Origin of the sequence: Arsukibacterium sp. (assembly GCF_033722355.1) — a bacterium.
In the GTDB taxonomy this organism is placed as follows: domain Bacteria; phylum Pseudomonadota; class Gammaproteobacteria; order Enterobacterales; family Alteromonadaceae; genus Alishewanella.
Map to the genome: position 1 here is coordinate 22980 of NZ_JAWVZF010000007.1, position 22158 is coordinate 45137.

Consider the following 22158-nt stretch of genomic DNA (forward strand, 5'->3'; position numbering starts at 1 on the left):
AACTCCCACCTTAAGTGTTTTGTTTAAGCACCTTAGCTTAAGATTTCCGGCTTAACAAGACTGCAATCAGCAGTTTTATCGCCCGAAAAAAAGCTTATTATACTATGCCTGCGACACAATAACGTTGCTGGCGATCAATGCAGTAAGCTGTCAGTCTGTTACCCCAGACACAACCCGTGTCCAGGGCATGAATATGCCGGACCGGACTGTAACCATTTAAAGCCGCCCAGTGACCAAAGAACAGCTGCGGATGGGGTTTGGTTCGCCAGAACTCATACCATGGTACCAGTGAACTCTGCTGTGCCGGGTTGCCCTTTTCCTGCAGAGTTAATGAACCGTCTGGCAGGCAAAATCGCATTCTGGTACAGGCATTAATGGTATAGCGCCATCGTTGCTGCTCTGTCTCAGCCTGCTGCCATTTAGCTGGAGTGTCGCCGTACATAGTAGCAAAAATCTGCTCCGGCTGATGCTTTAATTGCCGGCTGACAGCCGCGGTGGCAGATTCGGCCTCCAGCAAGGTCCATTCCGGCGATAAACCGGCATGCACCATCAGGTGCTGTTTGTCACTACTCTGGTAAAGCAGAGGCAACTGTAACAACCAGTCTACCAGCTCCCCTACATTAGGGGCTTGTTGTAACTGCTGTAGCTTATCATTGGACTTCAGTTTGGCAAAACCAAAATGGCTGGCCAGAAAATGCAGATCATGATTGCCCAACACGCATTTAGCACTGTCACCCAGAGATTTAATGAAATTTAATGTCGACAGCGAATCAGGACCCCGTGCTATCAGATCACCGCAGAACCAAAGCTGGTCATGGCTGGGATTAAAACAGATGTGTTGTAGCAAACGTTGCAAGGCATCATAGCACCCCTGCACATCGCCGATAACATAGGTCGCCATTAATTAAGGATATTAGGCATCGCTAACCGGAACACCGGAATAGCGGCATTAAATGTCTGATTGCTACTACTGATCATCTCATAATGGCCCTGCATAGTACCAACCGGCGTTTCCAGCACTGCACCACTGGTATAGCTATAACTTGAACCGGGGGCAAGTTCCGGTTGCTCTCCGACTACGCCATCACCATATACTTCTGCTTGCTTGCCATTGGCGTCAGTGATCAACCAGTAACGTTTAAGCAGTTTGACCTGTTGTTCACTGTGATTCTCAATAGTAATAGTATAAGCAAAGACAAAGCGGTTTTCTGCAGGCTCTGATTGTGCGCCCAAATAAAAATTGTCAACCTTTACCTGAATATCTAATGGTTCAGTCATCCGTATTTTCCTGCTTTGCCAACCACTGCGCAACCTTAATAAAATCACTGACGGGTAGTTGTTCAGGCCTTATTGCAGGGTCAATACCCAGCGCACTGATCTGGTCTGCTGTGGCAAAGTTGCTAAAGCCGTTACGCAATGTTTTCCGCCGCTGATTAAAGGCTTCTAAACATACCCTGTTTAACACCGCCGGATCAACCTGTGCCCGCTGAGCTAACGGATAGGGTAATAATCTAACGACAGCGGAATCGACTTTTGGGGGGGGGATAAAGGCACCGGGTCCGACCTCAACCACCGGCATCGCCTGACAGTAATACTGGGTCATTACACTCAGCCGGCCAAACGCTTTGCTACCGTGGCTGGCGGTCATACGCTGCACCACTTCTTTTTGTAACATAAAATGCATATTATCGATATGATCGGCAAACTCAAACAAATGAAACAATAATGGTGTCGAAATATTGTAGGGTAAATTACCAAATATTTTTAATTTTTGTCCCGCTGCTAACAGGGAGGCAAAATCGAATTTCATGGCATCCGCCTGATACACTGTCAGCTTGCTGGCCAGGGTAGGGTGGCGGGTTAAACGCTCAGCAAGGTCGCGATCAAGCTCTACGACAATAAGTTTACCAGCCGCTTCAGCAACGGGCTCTGTTAAAGCCCCGAGGCCGGGACCAATTTCTACCAGAACATCATCAGCTTTAGGCGAGATAGCTTTGACGATACGGCCAATTACGTAGGGGTCGTGTAAAAAATTCTGGCCGAATCGCTTACGGGCACGATGGCCCTGATGAACATTGTCAGTCATATATCAGTTCGCTTGTTGTGCCAGAGTAATGGCTTGGTTTACCGCATGAAATAAGCTGCCTGGGTCTGCTTTACCGCTACCGGCAAGATCCAGAGCGGTGCCATGATCAACGGAAGTGCGGATCAGCGGTAAGCCAAGACTGATATTAACCGAGCGGCCAAAGCCTTTATATTTAAGTACCGGTAAACCCTGGTCATGATACATTGCCAGCACAGCATCTGCATCGTCCAGATACTTAGGTTGAAACAGCGTATCTGCCGGCAGCGGGCCAATTAAATCAATGCCTTCCGCCCGTAATTCATTAAGCGTTGGCGTGATGACGTCCAACTCCTCACGACCCAGATGCCCCTCTTCGCCAGCATGGGGATTAAGGCCACAAACGTAGATCCTGGGTTTGCCAATCGCAAATTTGTGCTGGAGGTCGTGGTGCAAAATAGTGATAACTTTTAACAGCCGATCCCGGGTTATGGCTTTAGCGACATAGGCTAACGGGATATGCGTCGTTGCAAGGGCAACGCGTAAACCTTCAGTCGCTAGCATCATCACAACATAAGGTGTATTAGACTGATGGGCAAAAAATTCAGTATGACCACTGAACGGAATACCCGCCTTATTGATGATCCCTTTGTGAACCGGCCCGGTAACAATCGCTGCAAAATTGCCGGAAATAGCGTTTTCGCCGGCAAACTGCAAGGTATTGACGACATACCGGCCATTGGCAACGTTAAGGATGCCGGGTTGAACCGGCTCTTCAAGCGCAAAGTCGGCAACCGTCAGCGTACCGGCACGTTGCGCTTTTGCCGGTACGCTTTTGTCATAAGGCAGTAACGATAAATTTGCGCCCAGTGCGCTGGCCCGCTCAGCCAGTAAGGTTGCACTGCCACATATCACTAGTTCTGCCGGCCAGTCCTGACGGGCCAGCGCCACGACTAAATCAGGGCCTATACCGGCAGGTTCACCGGGTGTTATCGCAATGCGCAGGGTCATTTAGCTCTCCGGTAAGACGTCGATAAAGGCCTCGTCACGAATTTCTTTCAGGAAATTAGCTGATTCCTCATTAAAACGGCGGTTGTAAATCATCCGGTATACCTGCTCGCGTTTTTTATCAGCAGTCGCATCCACTACCCGTTTATCCAGGACCTGGGCGATGTGCCAGCCATGCTCCGTTCTGAACGGCTCACTGATTTCATTAGGTTCCAGCCGTAATAAGGTATCCCGGAATGCAGGCACAAATATCTGCGGTTCACTCCAACCCAGCTCGCCGCCGTTCATCTTTGAACCGGGGTCTTCTGAATGGGCTTTTGCTAATTCAGCAAAATCGGCCTCACCGGCCCTGAGTTTGGCTACAAACTCTCTGAGCATATTACGCGCCCGTTCTTCACTGACAATAATTGACGGCTTAATCAGGATATGCCGGGATTTAATCTCCTGGATTTCAGCAACATTTTCACCGCGGATATCAAAAATAGTCAAAATATGAAAACCGGCGCCAGAACGCATCGGTCCAATTAAGTCCCCTTTTTTCTTACCGCGGATACTTTCAGAGAACAACGTTGGCATTTCGTTTATATTCATAAACCCAAGCTCACCCCCTTCAAGTGCTTTGGCACCAGAAGATGAGGCAATGGCGATTCGCTTAAAGTCACTACCGTTTTCCAGCAATTCCATTACTTTATCAGCACGGTCTTTTGCTGCGCTGATCTCATCGGGTGTGGCCTGACTGGGAATCGCGATCAGGATATGCCCCAGATTGTATTCTTCGCTGACGGCACCTTGTTCTTCCATTAGTTTCAGCAGGCTGTCAACTTCCTGGGGGCTGATATAAATACGGCGTTGGACACTGCCCCGTACCACTTCATTGGTAATAATTTCTTCGCGGAGGTTCTCTCTGAAACGCTGGTAATCTCCTTCTTCTGCCTCAACCTGACGCCGGAACGCTTCGATGCTGAGATTCTCACTCTGGGCAATATTACGGATAGTATCATCTAACTGCGCATCACTGATTTGCAATCCCATCCGCTCGGCTAACTGCAATTGCAGACTAGTTAAAATTAACCGCTCCAATGCCTGTGTCCGCAGTACCTGATCGGACGGTAAGGTTTGGCCCTGTGATTGCGCGTTACGCTTAACCCGGTTAACCACCTCATCCACATCGCTCTGCAGAACGACGCTGTTATCAACAATAGCGGCAATCCGATCAATCTCCTTTTCGGCTGCGATATTGGAAAAACTTAAACAGCCAATAAAAGCCAGACAGATAACTTGCTGTAACTTCATAAATTCCTACACTAATTAGTTAGTAAATATGGCCGGCGATAGCCAAAAATGCCATTTGACAACATGTCTGAGACGCCAAACCCGGCTTTATCGCCAAAACCCTTTAATACAAATTGCAGACTAAGCCCGCTATCCAGCTCACCAAACTGCAACGCATTGTCGATACTGGTATCGAGGTTTGCCACGATATAGCGTCTTGCGACCAGCCGGACAGCCCAGCAGCAAGACTCATATTGCAGCCCGAAATTGGCATCTATCATACGATGATTTGTAACATCACGATAGTAACTGGCAACCAGCTGCCAGTTTTTTACAAGTGGTACCGTGCCCAACACGCCCAGCTGCTGAATTTCCAAGCCTGAGACAGCGCGACTGTACCGATGGTTCAATTGCAGCAGCGTATTCTCACCCCCACGGTAGTCAAGGCTGGCATTACTTTTAACAATTTGCTGACCATCAGTGTCATATTGCGCAGCCGCACTGAAAACCCATTTGCTGTACCAGTGCCAGATCATTTCAGACGCCAGCACAGAGTCGGTCGCAGTTTGATTGTCGGTCAGGTTATCAGCAGTCTCTACCGGATCTTCCAGAAAAAAAATCTGGCCGAGACTGAAGCGAAACAGCTCGTTGTCAATATTGTCATAAAAGCGGGTAGTCCAACCGACAGTTAACTGATTAGCCTCGTTTATCCGGTCTATGCTTGAAAACCTGTTTTGCCTGAATAAACCATGGTAATCATCCTGCAGCCGGGTAGTGTCATACAGGCCGATGTTATTTTGCTGACGATACGGAATATATAAATATTGAATTTGTGGCTCAAAGGTCTGTAACGCTGCCTCACCAAACCAGTCGTATTCCCGCTCCAGATTTAATCTGCTGTAAAGTCGTATTTTAGGCAAAGCCCGTTGCACAGAAGTATCAATATTGGCTTCAGCCAGGTCGCTTTGCTGCTGATAGTAGGTATATAACATACTGGCTTCAGCAGTAAACTCCAGCGCCGGAGTGACAAAGGGTAAACGTAGCGTAGGTTGCAGATGCAGTCGGTTGGCTGAATTAATAACGGCATTATCGTTTTTGAAATGAGCGTAACTGGCTTGCCAGATAAATTCCAGTGGGCTGAAAACCGGCATGGGTTTGGCAGAGCTGAGCTCGATTTCCGGTAAGGCTTTATAGGCCTCGGCAAAGTTACCAAGAATTTCAAAACCCTGCAGCCTGATCGTACTGTCAATATTCTCGCCATAGTAGGCTAGTGTGGCTTCCCGGTATAACTGGGTATCACTCTGATTGGTATAATCGGAGCCAAGTTCAGTCAGATAGGCATCGTCACTGACATCGGTAAAATCAATATGACCCCGCCAGTTGCTGGTGAAGTCAGAACGATGACTCAGATGACTGAGATAGCGGCTGCCAAAGTTTTCTGGCTTTTCATTATCTGAACCCAGATATTCGAGCTGCAGAATGCCCTGATGTGCCGGAGTCAGGTAACGGAATTCTGACTTGAGTTGAGTGCCGCGTTTACTCATATATCTTGGTGTTAGCGTCAGATCGTAATTTTCGGCCAGATTCACATAGTAGGGCAGCTCAAAATCCAATCCCAATAGCTGGGAACTACCTATTTTAGGCAAAAGCAGACCGGTTTTCCGCTGGTCATTAACCGGAAAAGTTAAATATGGCAGATACAGAACCGGTATGTCTTTAATTCTGAAAATGGCATTGCTGGCTGAACCCCAGCCTTCCCCTTCGTTGATTTTAATATCGCTGGCATGTAACGCCCAGCTATCGTCCTGCCTCGGGCAGGTCGTAAATAAGGCCTGATCCAGTCTTACCTGCGCCGGACTGGCTTGTAAACGCTCCGCATAACCTCTGCCAGCCTGAGCAATAAACTGATAATGAGCATCACTGATGGCCGCAGTATTATCATTGGTGTCCGCAATGAATGAACTGGCAGAGACCTTTAAACTGCTGTCAAAGTATTCTATACCGCCATCAGCAAAGAGTCGCTGCTCGCTGCGGCTGAAGCGGGCATTGGGCGCGCTTAACAATGTATCACGATGAATTATTCTGACATCACCTTTGAACACCGCCATTTGATTACCGCGTAGATCAGCACTGTCAGAGATAATCCGCACCCTGTTATCATCCGGATCCAGTTCACTTAATATAGCAGGCTGGGTTAAAGGCTGATAACACATCGGTATTACGGGCTCGTCAGCCTGCAATTGGCTACAGAGCAAGCCCGTGACAGTTATTCCAGTGAGCCAAACTTTCATCCAGTATTCTCTGCCCCAGATTTATGATGTTTTTTTGATAAGATTAGCCCGCTATGATAAATCAATTTTAGATTTCCTGCTAATCCGATATAGTGCCAAGCTACTGCTGTTGCGGTCTGGTTTCAGAATGTCACAGCGGCCAATAACGCGTAATGCAGTTTATGAGGGAAATACTTTGTGGGGTAAAATACTTGGCGCATTGTTTGGCCTGGCTTTGTTAAGATTGCCCGGGCTGCTCATTGGCCTGATTCTGGGGCATTGGTTTGATATCAAGATGGGCGCAAGTCTGGCGCGTTTTCAAGGAATGTTTCAAGAGGCAGCCGACCAGCAGGGGCTGTTTATGTATACCACTTTTGCCACTATGGGCCATGTAGCGAAAGCAACCGGGGTGGTCACGCCGGCACACATCCATCAGGCGCGCCAATTTATGGCGCAGCTTGGGCTGAATGCCGCGCAGCAGCAAGAGGCACAGGCAGCTTTTCGCGATGGTAAAGCCAGTAATTTTCCGCTGAAGGCTCAGCTTCAGGCTTTTTATCAGCAGTATGGTCGTCAGAATGATGTTATTCGGTATTTTATTGAAATACAGCTGGGGATAGCAAACGCTGATGGCGCAATGAGTCGCGAACAATATTCGTTGTTACAGCAGGTTGCGATGCAACTGTCGGTCTCACAGATACAGTTTGAACAGTTGTTGGCTGCTTACCGGGCGCAGCAGCGCTTTAATCAGCGCGGCACTCAGCGCTCTGCCACAAATGGAGTGCAGGATGCCTATAAAGTGCTTGGTGTTGCTCCTGACTGCACTGACAAAGAATTAAAACGGGCGTATCGCAAACTTATGGCCCAGCACCATCCTGATAAATTGATGGCCAAAGGTGTGCCGTCAGCCATGCTTGATGTGGCTAAAAAACGGACCCAGGAAATTCAGGCTGCTTATGAACTTCTGAAGAATCGCCGTTAAGCTGTCAGCCTTACAAGCCAATACTGTGCAGCCAGCCTGTTATTTCTTTCAGCACCCAGGCATCAGTGTCAGAAGCGTAGAAGGTTCCGCTTAGCTGTCGCTGACGATATTGCGCTTTCAGATTACGGTCTACCAACTGCTGCCTTAGTTTTAGGTTTGCATTAGCAAAACGGTTATCACGTCGATGGATAATATCCAGTGTAGGGACAGATTGAGTGGCGATATGGCTGGCTAATTCACGGTTTAACTGAACATCAGCCAGATAAACGCCCAACATGATTAATGCAGCCGGGCGGGGCAATTGGTCTGAGGTGTAAAGCCGGTTTAATAAGGCTGCATTACTGCCCTTGGCGATAACAATAATATTACCGCCTTGTTTTTGCGCCTGAGTAATAACTGCAACCATCCGTTCTGCAAGTTGTTGCTGATAACTGATGGCATTCTGTTCGATATTAAATTCTACAGGTGGCGGCGGCAGAATAGCCAGGGTGTGCCAGCCATAGTCATTAAGTTGCTGGCGCAACGTGTCCAGATAATCAGGGCTTGCAGGATGTTCCGTCCAGTCCGGTACCAGAATGGCTGTACCTTTGTTAAAGCTTGACAAGGCTTCGCGTTGTAACACGGTAAAGCTGCTGCTTTTAGTGTTAAGTTCAAGAAACTCTGTATCGGGCAGTTGTCGCTGCAAATCCTGCTGCCACAATTGCTCTTGGCTCGGCAATTGCTGGGCGACAGCAGAAATCTGCAGCACTGATGTTAAAAAAAGCCAGGTTACTCCTAAACATATTTTACTGTTCAAACTCCACCTGCTTTAACCAAACCTCTGTTATTGACTGTTATCGGCCAAGCCGGTCAATACGTTAGCTGTATTGTTATCATGGATATACTCTGGGAACGTATATAAAACCTTGCCATCGTGACTGAACTTGACATAGGTCTCGCCCTGTTCCAGTAGTTGAACAGCAATGGAGGGTTGCATAATAAAACAAAAGGTAGTCGGCTTGAACTCGGCCAGCGCTTTGGCCATTTCCCGCAGTTGTTCGTTAACCGCCAACCGCTGGGTCTCATTTTCATCGGTACAGACATGTGCTGCCTGCAGCAATGATACAGACTGCTCAGCCTGCACATTAAAGGTAATACAGGCTAATACTGTGGTTAACGCACAGTAACGACCAATAGCTTGCATAGACATAGGTACTTCCTCAAACGGCTTAAAGTCGATTAAAGCTAGCAGGAAGTTCTGTAAGCAGCAATAAAAAAAACCGCCTAAATTGGCGGTTTTTTGTTAAGCATAAGAAAGTTAACGCAATACAGGTTCTTTCACTTTTGCGGTTACTTTTGCTTCAATCCGCTGGTTCGCTGCATTCGCTTCAGGCGTACTGGCATCGATTCTTAAACGATTTTCACCATAGCCCACTGAAGTAATACGAGATGATTCAACACCTTCGCTCATCAGAATGTCGGCGACTGATTTTGCACGACGTTTTGACAGCAGCATGTTGTAGTCATCGTTACCTGGTTTGGAAGCATGACCTTCAATCACCACTTCTGATTCAGGGAAGCGCTTCATAAACGCCGCCAACTGGATGATTTCAGAACGCTGATCAGCAGACACTTTAGCCGAATCAAAATCGAATTTTACTTCGACATCGACGTCACCAACCCGTTGCATGACTTCTTTAAATACAGTACAGCCTTGTGGATCAACCTGATGATTGGCGGCTGTATTAGGGCAGCGATCATCGCTGTCTACGACGCCATCGTTATCACTGTCTGCGGGCTTAACCGGTTGTGCCGGAGCTGGCGCTGGTGCTGGCGTTGGTTCAGCTGCGGCAGCAGCACCAAAAATCCAGCTTGCACCCAGTTTAATACCCGCATCATACCAGGAGCCATTATTAATACCTTCATAGCGATTGGCTTCAGCAAACAACGCGACATCATTGCGAACAAAGTGCCGGTAACCTACACCAACGTTTAATGCATCTGAACTGACATTACCTTCAAAGTGCTTCCAGCCACCCAAAATATAAAAGTTGGTATTGGCCAGATGATACATGGCATCAACACCAAAACGATCAACACCAACGTCGCCGCCGGTCAGAGAATCCAGCCGTTGTCTTGCATATTCTAAACGGACACCCCAGGTTTGATTTACCCGGTAACCTAATTCTGCGCCAATCCCAGGGCCATGCTCAACATTATCCCACTCAGCTGATAATGATTTATTCTCGTGGGACCAGTAATATTCACCAAACAGTGAGCCAAAGACTTTACGTTCTAATTCAGCTGCTGACGGGGATTGAGCCAAAGCCTGTGAGCTAATAAAAGGCAGGGCAGTCAGCACAGCAAGCGCGGTTATTTTAAGTTTCATCCATTTCTCCTTAGATTTATCCGGCATAGTAGTAGCAAAATGTTTGGTTATAAGCATACCGCTATGCAATCTTTATTAAAAACCGTTTTGTTATTAATTTCGTTGAATAGTAAAAATAGTACAGTAATTTGTTATTTAGCAACCTAACATACTGCGTATCATAATCCAGTTAACTGAATATGGGGTTAATATTTGTGAAAAGAAGTCAAAAAGAACATTTTACTGAAAATGTATTTATTGTTCCGTTGCCAGGATGAGTAAGGGTTAATGTCTGGGCATGCAGTTGCAGGCGGTCCGCAGCATTAAACGCTGCTTCATTTGCATAGAATTTATCGCCTAATATGGCATGCCCTATCATCTGCATATGAACCCTAAGCTGATGAGAACGGCCGGTTACCGGGGTCAGTAACACCCGGCTGACGCCGTCAGAGCGTTCCAGCACTTTAAAATGAGTAACAGAGGCTTTGCCATGCTGATAACAGACTTTTTGTTTCGGCCGGTTGGGCCAGTCACAAATCAGCGGCAGGCACACCGTGCCCTGATCTGCACCAATCCGGCCAGTGACTCTGGCAATATAGTGTTTTTGGGTCTGGCGCAACTGAAACTGGCGGTTGAGCTGGCGGTGCGCCTCTGCATGCAATGCCAGCACCATGACGCCCGAGGTTGCCATATCCAGCCGATGGACAATTCGCGCTGTCGGCAGCACAAGTTTAATCCGGTATTCCAGGCAATCGCGGTGTGCAAGCGCTTTACCCGGCACTGACAGTAAGCCACTTGGTTTATTCACCACCACAATGTCATTATCCTGATAAATAATATCCAGATAGGGCACCAGCGGGGGGCTATAATCAAACAATGCCATACTAATCGTGACTTACCACAATAAGCCGGATAGCATCCAGTTTCAGTCGGGCTTTATCAATATAATCTGCCAGTTGCTGCTGCCTGCTGCTTATCATATCAATTTCCTGCTGCCTGATAAGCGGATTAATTTGCTTTAATGCAGTCATTCGCTGTTGTTCAGCCTGCAGGGCCTGCTGCATTTTGGCCATTGCATTATGGCGCAGAACGGTCAGCTGTTGTGTTGCTGTATTTTCACTGTCATTCAGCAACGGATGAATAAGGTTTTGTAATGCATTAACCAGTTTACTCGCTGTCTGCCGGCCAACCGGCTTTAACTGACGGTTAAAATTGTCAAACGGTACCTTGGCTGCTAAATCTTTACCTGTTTTGTCCAGCAGCAAGCGGATGGGAGTTGGAGGTAAATAGCGACCTATCTGTAATCCGGCCGGAGCGCTTGCCTCCACAATATATATCAGTTCGATAAAATAGCTGCCCACCGGCAGCGCTTTATTCGGCAGCAATGCCACCGCTGTATTGCCCAGATTATCATTCAGTATGATATCCAGAGTGCCTGTGACCATAGGATGATCCCAGCTTAAAAACTGGATATCTTCCTGTGCCAGAGCAGTTTGCCGATCAAAGGTCACCGTGACGCCTTCATCATCAAGACCTGGATAAGCGCAACGTAAATGCTCGGCAGGGGTCAGTACTATGCTGGTATCAGATCGGTCCTCCTGATTAACGCCCAGCAGATCCCAAGCCTGAAACATCAACATGGGTAACTGAACATCGGCGTCGGCTTTGGCAAGTTCAGCCGCCAGTTGCCGGGCTTTTTTCCCGCCAGCTGAGTTTAGCTCCAGCAGCTTGTCACGTCCGTTTTCCAGCTGTTGCAGTAACTGCTGATGCCGCTGCCGGGTTTGTGTTATTAATTCGGCCACTTTGCCGGTATCCACCTGCAGAGGCGCCAGCAGGCTCAGCAGTTCAGCGCCCAGTTGCTCATATATAACGCGTCCGGTCTGACAGGTTTTAGCCAACGCATTCAGTCCGTGCTGGTACCATTCCAGTAATGTTTGCTGAGCACTATGTTGAAAGTACGGCAGATGTAACTGAATATCATGCTGCTGGCCAATCCGGTCCAGCCGGCCAATTCGTTGCTCCAGTAAGTCGGGGTTAAGCGGCAGGTCAAACAACACCAGATGATGGGCAAACTGAAAATTACGACCTTCACTGCCGATTTCAGAACAAATCAGGACCTGGGCACTGTAATCTTCCTGGGCAAAGTAGGCTGCGGCTTTGTCTCGCTCTACAATCGACATTCCCTCATGAAATACCGCTGCCCGGATCCCTTCTCTGTGCCTTAACGCTTCTTCCACCGCTAAAGCTGTGGCTGCGGAGGCACAAATAACCAGAAATTTGGCCGGTTTATGCTGTTTTATCAGGGTGGTGAGATAGTCAATCCGCGGATCAAACTGCCACCACTGGCTGCTGCTGCCCTCAAATGCTTGAAATACCTGTTCGGGAAATAGATTTGCATGCGCCAGCTCGGCAGGCTGGCCGTTCCGGTTCAGGCTGTGGAAGACCTTAAGTGCGTTCTGATATTGTTCTGGTAATTCAAGCGCACAAGGCTGAACCTGCCGTACCGGAAAGCCCTGAATACTGGCCCGGCTGTTTCGAAATAAAATGCGGCCGGTGCCATGGCGGTCCAGCAGTTTAGCGAGAAGCTGCTGCCGGGCAGTTGCCACTGCTGCCGTTTGTTCTGGCTGACGTAATAATGCCAGTTGCTCACTGATGTCTTCTTCGTGGATGAGTTGCTGCAAGGCAGTGCCTGAATCGTTATCAAGCGCTGTGGTTTCAAGCAGCCTGGCAGCCGTCACCGCGATTTGTGCAAACTGCTGCTGCTCATCTATAAATCGCTGATAGTCGTAAAAGCGATCCGGATCGAGCAGCCGTAAACGGGCGAAATGACTTTGCTGGCCCAGCTGGTCAGGAGTCGCTGTCAGCAGGATAACACCGGCGGTATCCTGAGCCAGGCTTTCGATACTGCGGTATTCCTTGCTGACAAAGTCAGCTGACCAGGCTAAATGATGCGCTTCATCAACAACCAGCAGATCCCAGTCACTACTTTGCGCCTGCTCCAGCCATTTTCTGTTATTGCTGATAAATTCAAGACTACAAAGAACCAGCTGCGCACTATCAAACGGATTACTGACATCCAGTTGCGACTGTTGACAACGCTCTTCGTCGAAAACTGAAAAGTGCAGGTTGAACCGGCGCAGCATTTCCACCAGCCACTGATGCTGCAGTGACTCAGGTACCACAATCAGTACCCTGGTGGCCAGACCCGACAGTAGCTGCTGATGAATAATCAGACCTGCTTCAATGGTTTTACCCAGACCCACTTCGTCGGCCAGTAATACTCTTGGTGCATGGCGGCTGGCAATTTCTGACGCTATATGCAGCTGATGAGGTATCAGACTCATTCGCCCGCCTTGCAGACCACGTAACGGACTTTGCTGCAGCCTGTTTTGCTGCTGCCATGCCTGAAAACGCAAAGTGAAATTATCAAAACGATCAATCTGCCCTGCAAATAAGCGGTCTTGCGGCTTATTAAAGCTGATAAAGTGGTCGAGAAAGGTTTCTTTCAGTTCGGCTGACTCGCCATTGTCGGTGCGTTTACCAAGGTAGGTCAGGGTGTGGTGTGAGGTTTTTATTTCACTAACAATTAAACTGAAGCCTTCAGCACTTTTAACTTCATCACCAATATTAAAAATCACCCTGGTCAGGGGGGCTTCAGCCTGCGCATACTGCCGGGTTTCACCTGAAGCGGGGAACAAAACGGTTAACATCCGACCATCAATCGCCACCAGAGTACCTAAACCCAGGTCAGATTCCGTATCGCTAATCCAGCGTTGTCCCAGAGCAAAATTCATATCACAGCTACCATCATAAAATCGGGGCGCTATGGTACTAGTAAATGACACAAACTGCATCTGCCAGCGGCATTATTTTAAATCCGGATTATGTCATGCCCTTGTCATCGACATGTCGCAGAGTAAATTAACGGCAAATGACATTTTTAATTCAAGAATTCAGCGCCGGATGACCCAAGTGCACTATGCTTAGTTAAGCTGATAATAATACCGTTGATAACAGGTCACCTTAGTTTTATCTGAAGGAGCTGCGTATGGCGCGAAAAAAGAGCAAAGAAAAGAAAATATATGTGTTAGATACCAATATCCTGCTGCATGAACCTTTCGCCTTTCTGAATTTTGAAGAACACGATGTTGTCATTCCGATGACCGTCCTTGAAGAACTGGACCATATTAAAGACCGCAATAAAGACGTCAGCCGTGACGCCCGGGTTGCTATCCGGGCGCTGGAAGATATTCTCAGGGACGCCTCGCCTGAACAAATGCTGCAGGGGGTAGCTTTGCCCCGTCAGCATGAAAACCTGACTGGCGGCCATTTATTTATTATCAATGATCATCATATTAAGGACGAAATACCTGGGTTGCCCGGCGGTGAAAACGATCATTTGATTATTAACACGGCACTGTTTCTGCAACGTGAAAAAGGCCCTGTTAAGGTTATTCTGGTTACCAAAGATATTAATATGCGGCTTAAAGCAAAAGGGGCGGGCTTAAAACTGGTTGAAGATTACCGAACCGATCAGTTAATTGATGATGTGCGCTTTTTGTATAAGGGCTATTTTAAATTCAGCGGTGAGTTCTGGAGTCAGGTAGGTGAATGCCGCACTGAAAACGAAGGCCGTGACACGGTGCACTACGTCAGTCGTAAAGTACTACCCAACGCTTATATCAATGAATATCTGATTGATGAAGCTGAAACCTTCGCCGGAAGGGTGCTGGCACTGACTGAACACGAAATTAAGATCCTTGATTTTGGATATGAGCGGCTGATGCACCGCCATGCCTGGGGCATTCATCCAAAGAACATATATCAGGCAATGGCATTGCAGGCCTTGCTTGACCCGCAAATGGATCTGGTGATTCTTACCGGACCCGCGGGCTGCGGCAAAACGCTGATCGCGCTGGCTGCTGCCCTTGAGCTGGTCATTGAGAAGGGCCAGTACGATAAAGTTATTGTTACCCGTAATACTCCTGAAATTGCTGAATCAATTGGTTTTTTACCCGGAACGGAAGAGGAAAAAATGGCGCCCTGGCTGGCAGCAATCACTGACTCGTTAGAAGTGTTGCATAAAACGGATGAACATCCCCATGCCAGTGTGAATTACATTATGGAAAAAGCCAATATTCAGTTTAAGTCTGTTAATTTTATGCGTGGTCGCAGTATTCAGAACGCCATTGTCATTCTGGATGAATGTCAGAATCTCAGTGCGGCTCAGTTAAAAACCATTATTACCCGCTGTGGTGAGGGCACTAAACTGATTTGCTCAGGAAACTTGTCACAGATTGACAGCAATTATCTGACAGCTGTAACGTCGGGTTTAACCTATATCGTTGAGCGTTTTAAAAACTTTGAAGGGAGTACTACCATCAACCTCAATGGCGTTGTACGCAGTCGGCTGGCTTCTTTTGCTGAAGCTAATTTGTAATTTGCTGCGGCGGGGGCAAAAAAGCCCCTGCCACTGTTTGCTTCTGAGTGGAAATAGTCTAGGATTTTCGAAACTAAAAATTCAGCAAAATGCAAAGGAGTTGCATGTCCAGTCCCGCTTTAGCTGTTTATAACAGCACAGTCAGATATTCGATACTGATAATAATACTACTGAGTTTTGCCGCCGCATTTATCCAGTTTTTACTGCAATTTAGTAATAATCTGAAGCACAGCCAGCGACAACTGGAGATGTTTACCCAGCAAATGGATGCTCAGCTAAACCCGGTGTTACAATTTGCTCAGGCTGTGATCAACCGGGCTCAGCTTAGTTCACAAATGCCTGTTACCGAGACCAACCAGGTGCCGGTATTGTCGCTGACGACCGGTGATGTGTTGCACCAGCAGGTAACAGTCGATGCTATACCGTTAAATCAGGAGCTGCAGATGTTACTGCAGCTGCAACCTTATTTTGATATTGCGCCTGGCAGTATCAGTCCTCTGAAAGACTTGTACTATATATCAGAACAGGGCTACGGCTTTAACGGCCGGCAAAAATGGTCTGATTATGTCATCGAACAACTTACTGCCTGGCTGCAACGTCATCAGCGCTCGGACAATGGCTATGATCGTAATCCGGTTTTTTACCGGGATTTTATTCTTGAGCAAGCTGCAATGAGTGTTCCTTTTTATGTTAACGAGCGCAAGATTGGCCGGTTTGTCCTGGCACTGGAGCTGGCACCTCTATTGGCAAACCTGGAGCGGAATAATCCCGATCGTTATTTTCTGCTGCTGGATCAGGCCGGTAATATTGTCGCCAGCTCTAAATTCATTAATGGCGACAATCTTGAGCAATACCCGTTGCAGATCCAGAGACTGGCCGGTTTGCCCTGGTCATTGGCGCTGATTGATAAAAGTGGTACAGCCTTAAGTGCTGGTATTGGAACTTTTATACTACACTGGCTCAGTTATATTGTGGTTTTGCTGGTGCTGGCCTGGTTGCTGGCAAGGCGCTATAAACGTAAGATTGTTGGCCCGTTACAACGGTTGTCAACCCACATTGAGCGGCTGGCGAATCAGCAGGCGGGTGTGAGGCATATCCCGGACGGATGGCAGGATTTATTTGATAGAGTCAGTCAGCTTAAAACTGCCGGAAGTCAAAAAACTGATTACGAATAAATACTTCCTGTAGTTTCGCTACTTTGCCAAGCCGGATTAGTTCAGGCCCTGACGGGTCTGCTACCAGGTAATCAATGTTTTGCAAACTGACGGTAAGATCCTCAGGCCCGGCTGGAATTGCCAGTGCCAGCATGGTTCGCTCTGGCAGGTACAAGATGGCCTGGCGTACCTTTGGCAGGATAATCTTGAGCAAAGTCGCCAGTAATACCGTTTTACTGGCACTGTCGCCCTGATGTTGTCGCAACAGTTGCAATGGCGGAGTATAACTTGCGCCATATTCTGCCTGTTCGGCCGGGTGTAATGGGATCAACTGGATCCAGCTTAATAAAACCGATATCAGCTGGCGCTGATCGCTCAGCTCCAGCTGGCTCACCAGCGCCTGCGCGAGCGGAGCAATATCAGCCAGGCTCTGTTCAACGATTTTCTGGTGATCGACAATAATCAGCTGCCGGTTATCAGGCAGGGAAAGCTGCTGATAGCCTGTTGTATCCAGATACTGTTGCTGAAACTGCTGGCTGAGCCGTTGCAGCTGCTTCAATAATTGTAACCGCTGTGCCTCTGCCAGCTGCGCCTCGGGCGAACCGGCCGGATAAGCGTGGGTAAGTTCAAAATTCAGCCAGTCTTGTCCAGGGCCCGGTACTACCCGGTAAGGGCCTGCCTGTCGGGTCTGCTGCTGTAACTGCTGTTCCAGTTGCTGCCGCAGAACGCCGGGTACATATCGCTGTACCAGATTGGCATTACGGACAATGCTGGCGGATTGCAGCGAAAACGCAAAACGGAACTGTTGCTCAGCGGTCAGTAACTGGTAACTGAACCGCCGTTGTGTGTTGTCTACTTGCTGATGCATCACCAGTGTTGCTGCCGGCAGCAGCCCTGGAAACAATAACATCAGTAACATCACTTTATTCAATCACGCGCTCTCCAACCGTCGCCACTGTAATAAGCCTAGTGCCATTATCAGTAGCAGGCCAATACTACCGGCAGATACTTCGACACTGCTGCTGAAGATTTGATCGCGTTGAAAATCCTCCAGCGTCAGCGCGTCCAGCGCGCTTATATCATAGCCTGAGGCTTCTGCTAATAAATAGCCGGTGTGCGCATCAAACAGCCTGATAGTAAGCAGGTAAAGGTTTGCAGGATACTGCTGTTGCAGGTCTGTCTCAATACCCAGCCAGTCACTGCTGCGGTCACTGAACAATTCAAATACCGAACTGGTATAGTAAATCCGTTCACTGCCAAAATCAGGCGTCAGACTCAGCTCTGCAAATACTTGCTGGTATGCATAGTCGGTATCAGCATCAAATTCAACATACAACCGGTGAAAGTAGCCGTTAGCATTATCGTCCCGCGTCAGGCTGATATCAATCCGCTGAAACCAGACGTCAGACTGATAGCTCTGATTAACCGCATGACTTTGCACTTTACCACTTTGGATTAGCGTATGTTGCCCGCTTCTAAGTTCAGAGCTAATGGCTTCAGCCCAACTAAACACAGGTAATAGAAGCAGTAAACCAGTTGCTGTTTTCAATAGGGTTTTCATAAGCAGATCTCCTTGAGATTTGTTACTATTAAAGGCCACAGCGCTGAATTTCAGCTGAACTTGTCAGTAAAGGGAAAGTAAAGGTATGAAGTTGTCACGCCGGATTGAAGTGCAGGCTGCGGGGCAGGCCATTGCTATTTTAGCTGCTGCGATACCGGAACTGGCCAAAGGACGGCTGAAAGATGCCATGAATAAAGGCGCTGTTCAGCTATTGGGCAGACCGGTTAAACGATTACGTCGGGCCCAATATGCATTACAATCTGGGCAGGTACTGCACTTAAATTATGATTCAGATGTTCTGAGTCGCAGCTGCCCGCCAGCCCGTCTGATTGCTGATTACCGTGCATACAGTGTCTGGTTTAAACCGCCAGGTATGTTGTCACAGGGTAACGAATGGGGAGACCATCTCAGCGTTCTTCGGTTTGCCGAACAACATTTTACCAGCCGGCCGGTTTTTCTGCTGCACCGGCTCGACCGTGAGGCCAGCGGTCTGATGTTGATTGCTCATACCAAAGCAGCGGCCAGCGCGTTCAGCAGACTTATTGCAGCGCAGCAAATAAGTAAAACTTATCTGGTCCAGGTTAAGGGCAAAATAGCCGTGGATATTTTATCAGTGGGTGAGCTCAGCACACCGCTGGACGGCAAGGCTTGCTTAACCCGGTTTAAGCAACGTGCCTATGATGCAGCGTCAGACACCAGTTGGCTGGAAATTGATTTGATTAGTGGCCGTAAACATCAAATCCGTCGTCATTTCGCCGCTATTGGCCATCCGGTGATGGGCGACCCGCGCTACGGTGAAGATAACAAAAACCAGAGCGGCCTGGCATTACAGGCCTGCGCTATTGGTTTTACCTGTCCGCAGCAGCACCATCAGCGCTTGGTTACCTTGCCTGCTGAGTTATTACTTGCCGGATTCAACAGTCTCAGCGGCCAGCAACGCAGTTAATGTTGCCGGCACGTTCTGCTGATTTACGCTCAGCTTAAGCGCACCCAGCTGCAGGGCATTAAGCATATCCAGCCTAACATTGCTGCTGTGCCATTCACAGGGTCTTGGCTGTTCGGCATTAAGCGCTAACTGCCAGCCGGGTGCCTGCTCATCAAACATAGTGGCAAGCTTCCAGCCGAGCCATAACGCTTCGCGCATTGCCGTCAGATCACCCGCCTGCCAGCGAGCTCCCAGTAGCTGAGATACATCCAGCTGTAAACAGATCAGCCGGCCAGTTGCTGATAACGGTGCCAGCGCCTGGTGTATTTCACATTTGAGTTGTTCTGCAAAGCATGCCGCTTGTCCGGGATCAGCCCGGTAGCCGAGCCACAATACATCACTGTTGATGCAGTACGTGATGACCTGTTGATCTGTTATGTTTTGTAGTACCTGCTGTACTTGCCGCCGTAATTGGGCTTCACCGATATCAAGCTTAAGCTGCTGGCTATTTTCTAAAGCAAAACCCAGTATCTGTACAGGCAGTTTATTTCGGTTATCCTGCTGGAGCTTTTCACAAAAGCGATTCCAGCTGGCTGACAGCAGACGGCTCATCAGTGCCGGTGGTGTCCGTTGATATTGTTCACGTTGCCGCCAGAATGAATAAGCGGCAACAACCAACAGTACCAACAGTATCAGCGCCGTAATTTGCCAGTGTAACAGTGAGCGCTGAATAGCGTGAAGTTCGGTTTTATGCATAACCGCGCTGTCTTGCCGGGTGTTACTCTGGGCGAGATTTTCTTTCAGATCATTCAGTTTTTCCGTAGTCGAGGCGCTCAGTTCGTTAAACTGCAGCTCGCTGGCCCGCTGATAAAGCCGATAAGCCTGCTGCCAGTCCTGTTGCTGCTCAGCCAGGCGGGCACTGAGATCGTAATAGCGGGCCTGCAGGTAGTTTGCGGCCTGGGTGATTGCCGGACTCAGTTCTGTGATGATTTGCTGACTTTGCACAAATTGTTGCTGTAAAAATAATAGCTCGGCTAAAGCCAGTGCACTCTCCTGTACATAGGTCTGAACACCAATTTGCCGGAATTGCTGTAAAGCCTCATTGTAGTATCGTGCGGCCTGGGTATGGTCACCGCGCAGCTTGCTGGCTCTGCCCAGACTTTGCTTAATAATGGCGGTGCGCATCACATTGTTAATTTGCTCACTAATCGCCAGAGCTTTGAACAGATATTGCTCAGCCTCGGTAATACCTTCCGGGCTTTCCAGATAACTTTCAGCTATATATACCAGAGCATAGCTGTAGCTGGACAGATTATTCAGGCTCTGATAGAGAGCTGCCGCCTGCTGCATATGCTCCAGCGCCGCACCATGCTCTTCTACTTTACGAAATGCCATACCCAGCCGGAAATGAATGGAGGCACGAGACTCGGTATCATTCAGTTTTTCAGCCAGTACCATGGCATGTTGCAGATGCTGATGTGCCTGGGTAAAGCGATTATTTTGCAGGGCGATCCGTCCGAGCATAATATGTGCGGCCAGCTCTTTGGCTGGATCAGCAAGGCTGATTGCGATATTCAAACTCTGAGTTGCAAAAAACTCGGCTTTGGCTAATTCGCCAAGCTGGTTGTAGGCCTGGGCAAAATTGGTGAGTACTTCACTATATAATTGTTGCTCTGTGTTGCTGTTCTTGTCACTCAGTAAGGTTTCGGCCTGTTGTAAAAAGTTAATGGCAAGGCGGGTATCCCGGAACAAAATGCCATAGACCTTTGCCCTGAGTAGTGCGACATGAGCATGTTGCAGATCATTAGCAGCCAGAATACTGGCCTGCTGTAAAGCCTGAATTGCCGCATCTTTGTTATCGGCACTCAGATAGGCCTGGCTGAGCGTCAGCCAATGGGGAAAATCAGCAACCGTGGTACTGGCAAGTTGCCTGGTAATAACCTCTTCATAGTTTTCAGACGCATGGCGCAAACGTGCCGTCAACTCGTCTGCCCGTGCTGTGTTAAAGGCTCCTAACAAACAGAAAAACAGAATGCAGAGCAATGGTTTACTGCAGTTTAATCTCATTGATTAACAGCTCATTTTTTTCTGCCAGTGTAGCCCGAAAGCGGCTAACGCGCTATAGCTGACGCAGCACTTTACCTGCTAAGAACGCACTGATATTTTCAGCCAGCTGCACTACCATCCGGTCTCTGGCGGCTGAACTGGCCCAGCCAATGTGCGGGGTCAGTAACAAATTTGGCAGTGCTTGCTGTAACAGCATGTGGTTAACAGGAGGAGGTTCGCTGCTAAGAACATCCAGCCCGGCGGCCAGCCGGCCTGAGACAAGTTCAGTCAGCAACGCTGTCTCATCGATCAGATCGCCACGAGCCGTATTCAACACTATGGCACCATCTGGCAGCAGTGCCAGATGCGCTGAGTTAAGCAGGTGGGTCGTTTCAGGGGTTAGCGGACAATGCAATGACAGCACGTCAGCCTGACGTAAAGCCTGCTCAAAGGTTAATCTGCCCGGTCGGCAATGCTGCTGGCCTCTATGCTCACTGACGATAACCTGCATGCCAAAGGCTGCAGCGAGCCGCGCGGTTGCCTGCCCCAGCGCACCGTATCCGACCACCACAAAACGTTTGCCGGCAAGTTCTGTTAACCGGTGGCTGTGCAGACAAAAATGCGGACTGCGGCTCCATTCACCCTGCGCCAGGCTCTGTTGATATTGACTGATCTGGTTGGTTAAACCCAGAAGTAATGCCATGGCATGCTGGGGTACTGCGGTATCGGCATAGCCTCTGACATTACAGACCGCAATATCCTGCGCCGCAGCTGCAGCCAGTTCAATATTATTAACACCGGTCGCCGCGACGCAAATCAGTTTCAGCTGTGGCAGGGATCGTAAAATATCGCCGGTAAGTTTTACTTTATTGACCACAGCAATATCAGCTTTAACTAAACGTGGTATTATTTGCTCTGCCTCAGTGCTGGCGTGGCAGGTCAGTTGACAACCGGGCAATTGCAGCGGGGTCAGATCTGTGTCACCCATCGAGCCGGCATCAAGGAAAACGATTCTGGTCATGCAATCCTTAGTTTGTTTGGTTATGATAAGCCCCCTTTAATTGGAGGTGTTATGTTCCCCGCAAAATTCCAGC

19 protein-coding genes are annotated in these 22158 nt (G+C 48.5%); 4 read left to right on the plus strand and 15 right to left on the minus strand.

Annotation, left to right across the window (positions count from 1 at the left end):
• Positions 1-97: 97 nt before the first annotated feature.
• From R3177_RS01740 to R3177_RS01765, 6 genes are read right to left on the minus strand one after another with little or no spacing between them, the layout of a single operon-like run.
• A complete protein-coding gene (locus R3177_RS01740) occupies positions 98-901 on the minus strand; it encodes a symmetrical bis(5'-nucleosyl)-tetraphosphatase (RefSeq protein ID WP_318969318.1) in 804 nt (267 codons plus the stop codon).
• Positions 901-1278 (minus strand): Co2+/Mg2+ efflux protein ApaG, encoded by a 378-nt coding sequence (gene apaG / locus R3177_RS01745; protein ID WP_318969319.1) that lies wholly within the window; start codon positions 1276-1278, stop codon positions 901-903. Before apaG ends, R3177_RS01740 begins: the two co-directional genes overlap by 1 nt.
• Positions 1271-2086, minus strand: a complete 816-nt coding sequence (gene rsmA / locus R3177_RS01750) for a 16S rRNA (adenine(1518)-N(6)/adenine(1519)-N(6))-dimethyltransferase RsmA (protein ID WP_318969320.1) — start codon at positions 2084-2086, stop codon at positions 1271-1273. The genes apaG and rsmA overlap by 8 nt, the downstream gene beginning before the upstream one ends.
• A 3-nt stretch (positions 2087-2089) precedes the next feature.
• Positions 2090-3073, minus strand: a complete 984-nt coding sequence (gene pdxA, locus R3177_RS01755) for a 4-hydroxythreonine-4-phosphate dehydrogenase PdxA (protein WP_318969321.1) — start codon at positions 3071-3073, stop codon at positions 2090-2092.
• Positions 3074-4363 carry a peptidylprolyl isomerase SurA gene (surA, locus tag R3177_RS01760; protein ID WP_318969322.1) on the minus strand — a complete coding sequence of 430 codons (1290 nt, stop codon included), beginning with the start codon at positions 4361-4363 and terminating at the stop codon, positions 3074-3076.
• Between the two features lie 11 nt (positions 4364-4374).
• On the minus strand, positions 4375-6555 hold the full coding sequence (locus R3177_RS01765; protein WP_318969323.1) for an LPS-assembly protein LptD: 2181 nt from the start codon (positions 6553-6555) through the stop codon (positions 4375-4377).
• A 253-nt stretch (positions 6556-6808) separates the two neighbouring features.
• Between R3177_RS01765 and djlA the strand changes: the two genes are divergently transcribed.
• Positions 6809-7591 carry a co-chaperone DjlA gene (gene djlA, locus R3177_RS01770; RefSeq protein ID WP_318969324.1) on the plus strand — a complete coding sequence of 261 codons (783 nt, stop codon included), beginning with the start codon at positions 6809-6811 and terminating at the stop codon, positions 7589-7591.
• A 10-nt stretch (positions 7592-7601) separates the two neighbouring features.
• On the opposite strand, the gene R3177_RS01775 is transcribed toward djlA, so the two are convergent.
• From R3177_RS01775 to rapA, 5 genes are all read right to left on the minus strand, one after another.
• On the minus strand, positions 7602-8387 hold the full coding sequence (locus R3177_RS01775) for a DUF3530 family protein (protein ID WP_318969325.1): 786 nt from the start codon (positions 8385-8387) through the stop codon (positions 7602-7604).
• 27 nt (positions 8388-8414) lie between these two features.
• A complete protein-coding gene (locus tag R3177_RS01780) occupies positions 8415-8780 on the minus strand; it encodes a hypothetical protein (protein WP_318969326.1) in 366 nt (121 codons plus the stop codon).
• A 108-nt stretch (positions 8781-8888) separates the two neighbouring features.
• Entirely contained in the window at positions 8889-9959 is a 1071-nt protein-coding gene (locus tag R3177_RS01785) for an OmpA family protein (RefSeq protein WP_318969327.1), read from the minus strand.
• A 205-nt stretch (positions 9960-10164) separates the two neighbouring features.
• Positions 10165-10821, minus strand: a complete 657-nt coding sequence (locus R3177_RS01790; RefSeq protein ID WP_318969328.1) for an RluA family pseudouridine synthase — start codon at positions 10819-10821, stop codon at positions 10165-10167.
• Position 10822: 1 nt separating this feature from the next.
• The gene (rapA, locus tag R3177_RS01795; protein WP_413229053.1) at positions 10823-13783 is read right to left on the minus strand and encodes an RNA polymerase-associated protein RapA; all 2961 of its coding nucleotides are present in this window, start codon (positions 13781-13783) and stop codon (positions 10823-10825) included.
• A 203-nt stretch (positions 13784-13986) separates the two neighbouring features.
• Here rapA and R3177_RS01800 point away from each other — a divergent pair, with 203 nt between their 5' ends.
• Both R3177_RS01800 and R3177_RS01805 read left to right on the plus strand, forming a co-directional pair.
• Positions 13987-15378, plus strand: coding sequence for a PhoH family protein (locus R3177_RS01800; protein ID WP_318969329.1), 1392 nt, complete (start codon positions 13987-13989; stop codon positions 15376-15378).
• 104 nt (positions 15379-15482) lie between these two features.
• Positions 15483-16553, plus strand: coding sequence for a hypothetical protein (locus R3177_RS01805; RefSeq protein WP_318969330.1), 1071 nt, complete (start codon positions 15483-15485; stop codon positions 16551-16553).
• Here the strand turns inward: R3177_RS01805 and R3177_RS01810 are convergent.
• Positions 16516-17463: a hypothetical protein gene (locus R3177_RS01810; protein WP_318969331.1), complete on the minus strand. Its 948-nt coding sequence runs from the start codon at positions 17461-17463 to the stop codon at positions 16516-16518. The genes R3177_RS01805 and R3177_RS01810 overlap by 38 nt on opposite strands.
• Positions 17464-18093 carry a choice-of-anchor H family protein gene (locus R3177_RS01815; protein ID WP_318969332.1) on the minus strand — a complete coding sequence of 210 codons (630 nt, stop codon included), beginning with the start codon at positions 18091-18093 and terminating at the stop codon, positions 17464-17466.
• An 85-nt stretch (positions 18094-18178) separates the two neighbouring features.
• Here R3177_RS01815 and R3177_RS01820 point away from each other — a divergent pair, with 85 nt between their 5' ends.
• Positions 18179-19039 carry an RNA pseudouridine synthase gene (locus R3177_RS01820; RefSeq protein WP_318969333.1) on the plus strand — a complete coding sequence of 287 codons (861 nt, stop codon included), beginning with the start codon at positions 18179-18181 and terminating at the stop codon, positions 19037-19039.
• Here R3177_RS01820 and R3177_RS01825 read toward each other — a convergent pair.
• Positions 18995-21001 (minus strand): tetratricopeptide repeat protein, encoded by a 2007-nt coding sequence (locus tag R3177_RS01825; protein ID WP_318969334.1) that lies wholly within the window; start codon positions 20999-21001, stop codon positions 18995-18997. The two genes, R3177_RS01820 and R3177_RS01825, sit on opposite strands and share 45 nt — an antisense overlap.
• A gap of 136 nt (positions 21002-21137) precedes the next feature.
• Positions 21138-22085: a D-2-hydroxyacid dehydrogenase gene (locus R3177_RS01830; protein WP_318969335.1), complete on the minus strand. Its 948-nt coding sequence runs from the start codon at positions 22083-22085 to the stop codon at positions 21138-21140.
• Positions 22086-22158 lie beyond the last annotated feature (73 nt).

What these genes read in the sequence shown, in the direction of transcription:
- R3177_RS01740 (WP_318969318.1), bottom strand. Translation starts at nt 901, where the DNA reads ATGGCGACCTATGTTATCGGCGATGTGCAGGGGTGCTATGATGCCTTG.
- surA (WP_318969322.1), bottom strand. Translation starts at nt 4,363, where the DNA reads ATGAAGTTACAGCAAGTTATCTGTCTGGCTTTTATTGGCTGTTTAAGT.
- R3177_RS01765 (WP_318969323.1), bottom strand. Translation starts at nt 6,555, where the DNA reads ATGTGTTATCAGCCTTTAACCCAGCCTGCTATATTAAGTGAACTGGAT.
- R3177_RS01780 (WP_318969326.1), bottom strand. Translation starts at nt 8,780, where the DNA reads ATGTCTATGCAAGCTATTGGTCGTTACTGTGCGTTAACCACAGTATTA.
- R3177_RS01785 (WP_318969327.1), bottom strand. Translation starts at nt 9,959, where the DNA reads ATGAAACTTAAAATAACCGCGCTTGCTGTGCTGACTGCCCTGCCTTTT.
- rsmA (WP_318969320.1), bottom strand. Translation starts at nt 2,086, where the DNA reads ATGACTGACAATGTTCATCAGGGCCATCGTGCCCGTAAGCGATTCGGC.
- R3177_RS01800 (WP_318969329.1), top strand. Translation starts at nt 13,987, where the DNA reads ATGGCGCGAAAAAAGAGCAAAGAAAAGAAAATATATGTGTTAGATACC.
- R3177_RS01830 (WP_318969335.1), bottom strand. Translation starts at nt 22,085, where the DNA reads ATGACCAGAATCGTTTTCCTTGATGCCGGCTCGATGGGTGACACAGAT.
- R3177_RS01805 (WP_318969330.1), top strand. Translation starts at nt 15,483, where the DNA reads ATGTCCAGTCCCGCTTTAGCTGTTTATAACAGCACAGTCAGATATTCG.
- R3177_RS01815 (WP_318969332.1), bottom strand. Translation starts at nt 18,093, where the DNA reads ATGAAAACCCTATTGAAAACAGCAACTGGTTTACTGCTTCTATTACCT.
- R3177_RS01820 (WP_318969333.1), top strand. Translation starts at nt 18,179, where the DNA reads ATGAAGTTGTCACGCCGGATTGAAGTGCAGGCTGCGGGGCAGGCCATT.
- apaG (WP_318969319.1), bottom strand. Translation starts at nt 1,278, where the DNA reads ATGACTGAACCATTAGATATTCAGGTAAAGGTTGACAATTTTTATTTG.
- pdxA (WP_318969321.1), bottom strand. Translation starts at nt 3,073, where the DNA reads ATGACCCTGCGCATTGCGATAACACCCGGTGAACCTGCCGGTATAGGC.
- R3177_RS01790 (WP_318969328.1), bottom strand. Translation starts at nt 10,821, where the DNA reads ATGGCATTGTTTGATTATAGCCCCCCGCTGGTGCCCTATCTGGATATT.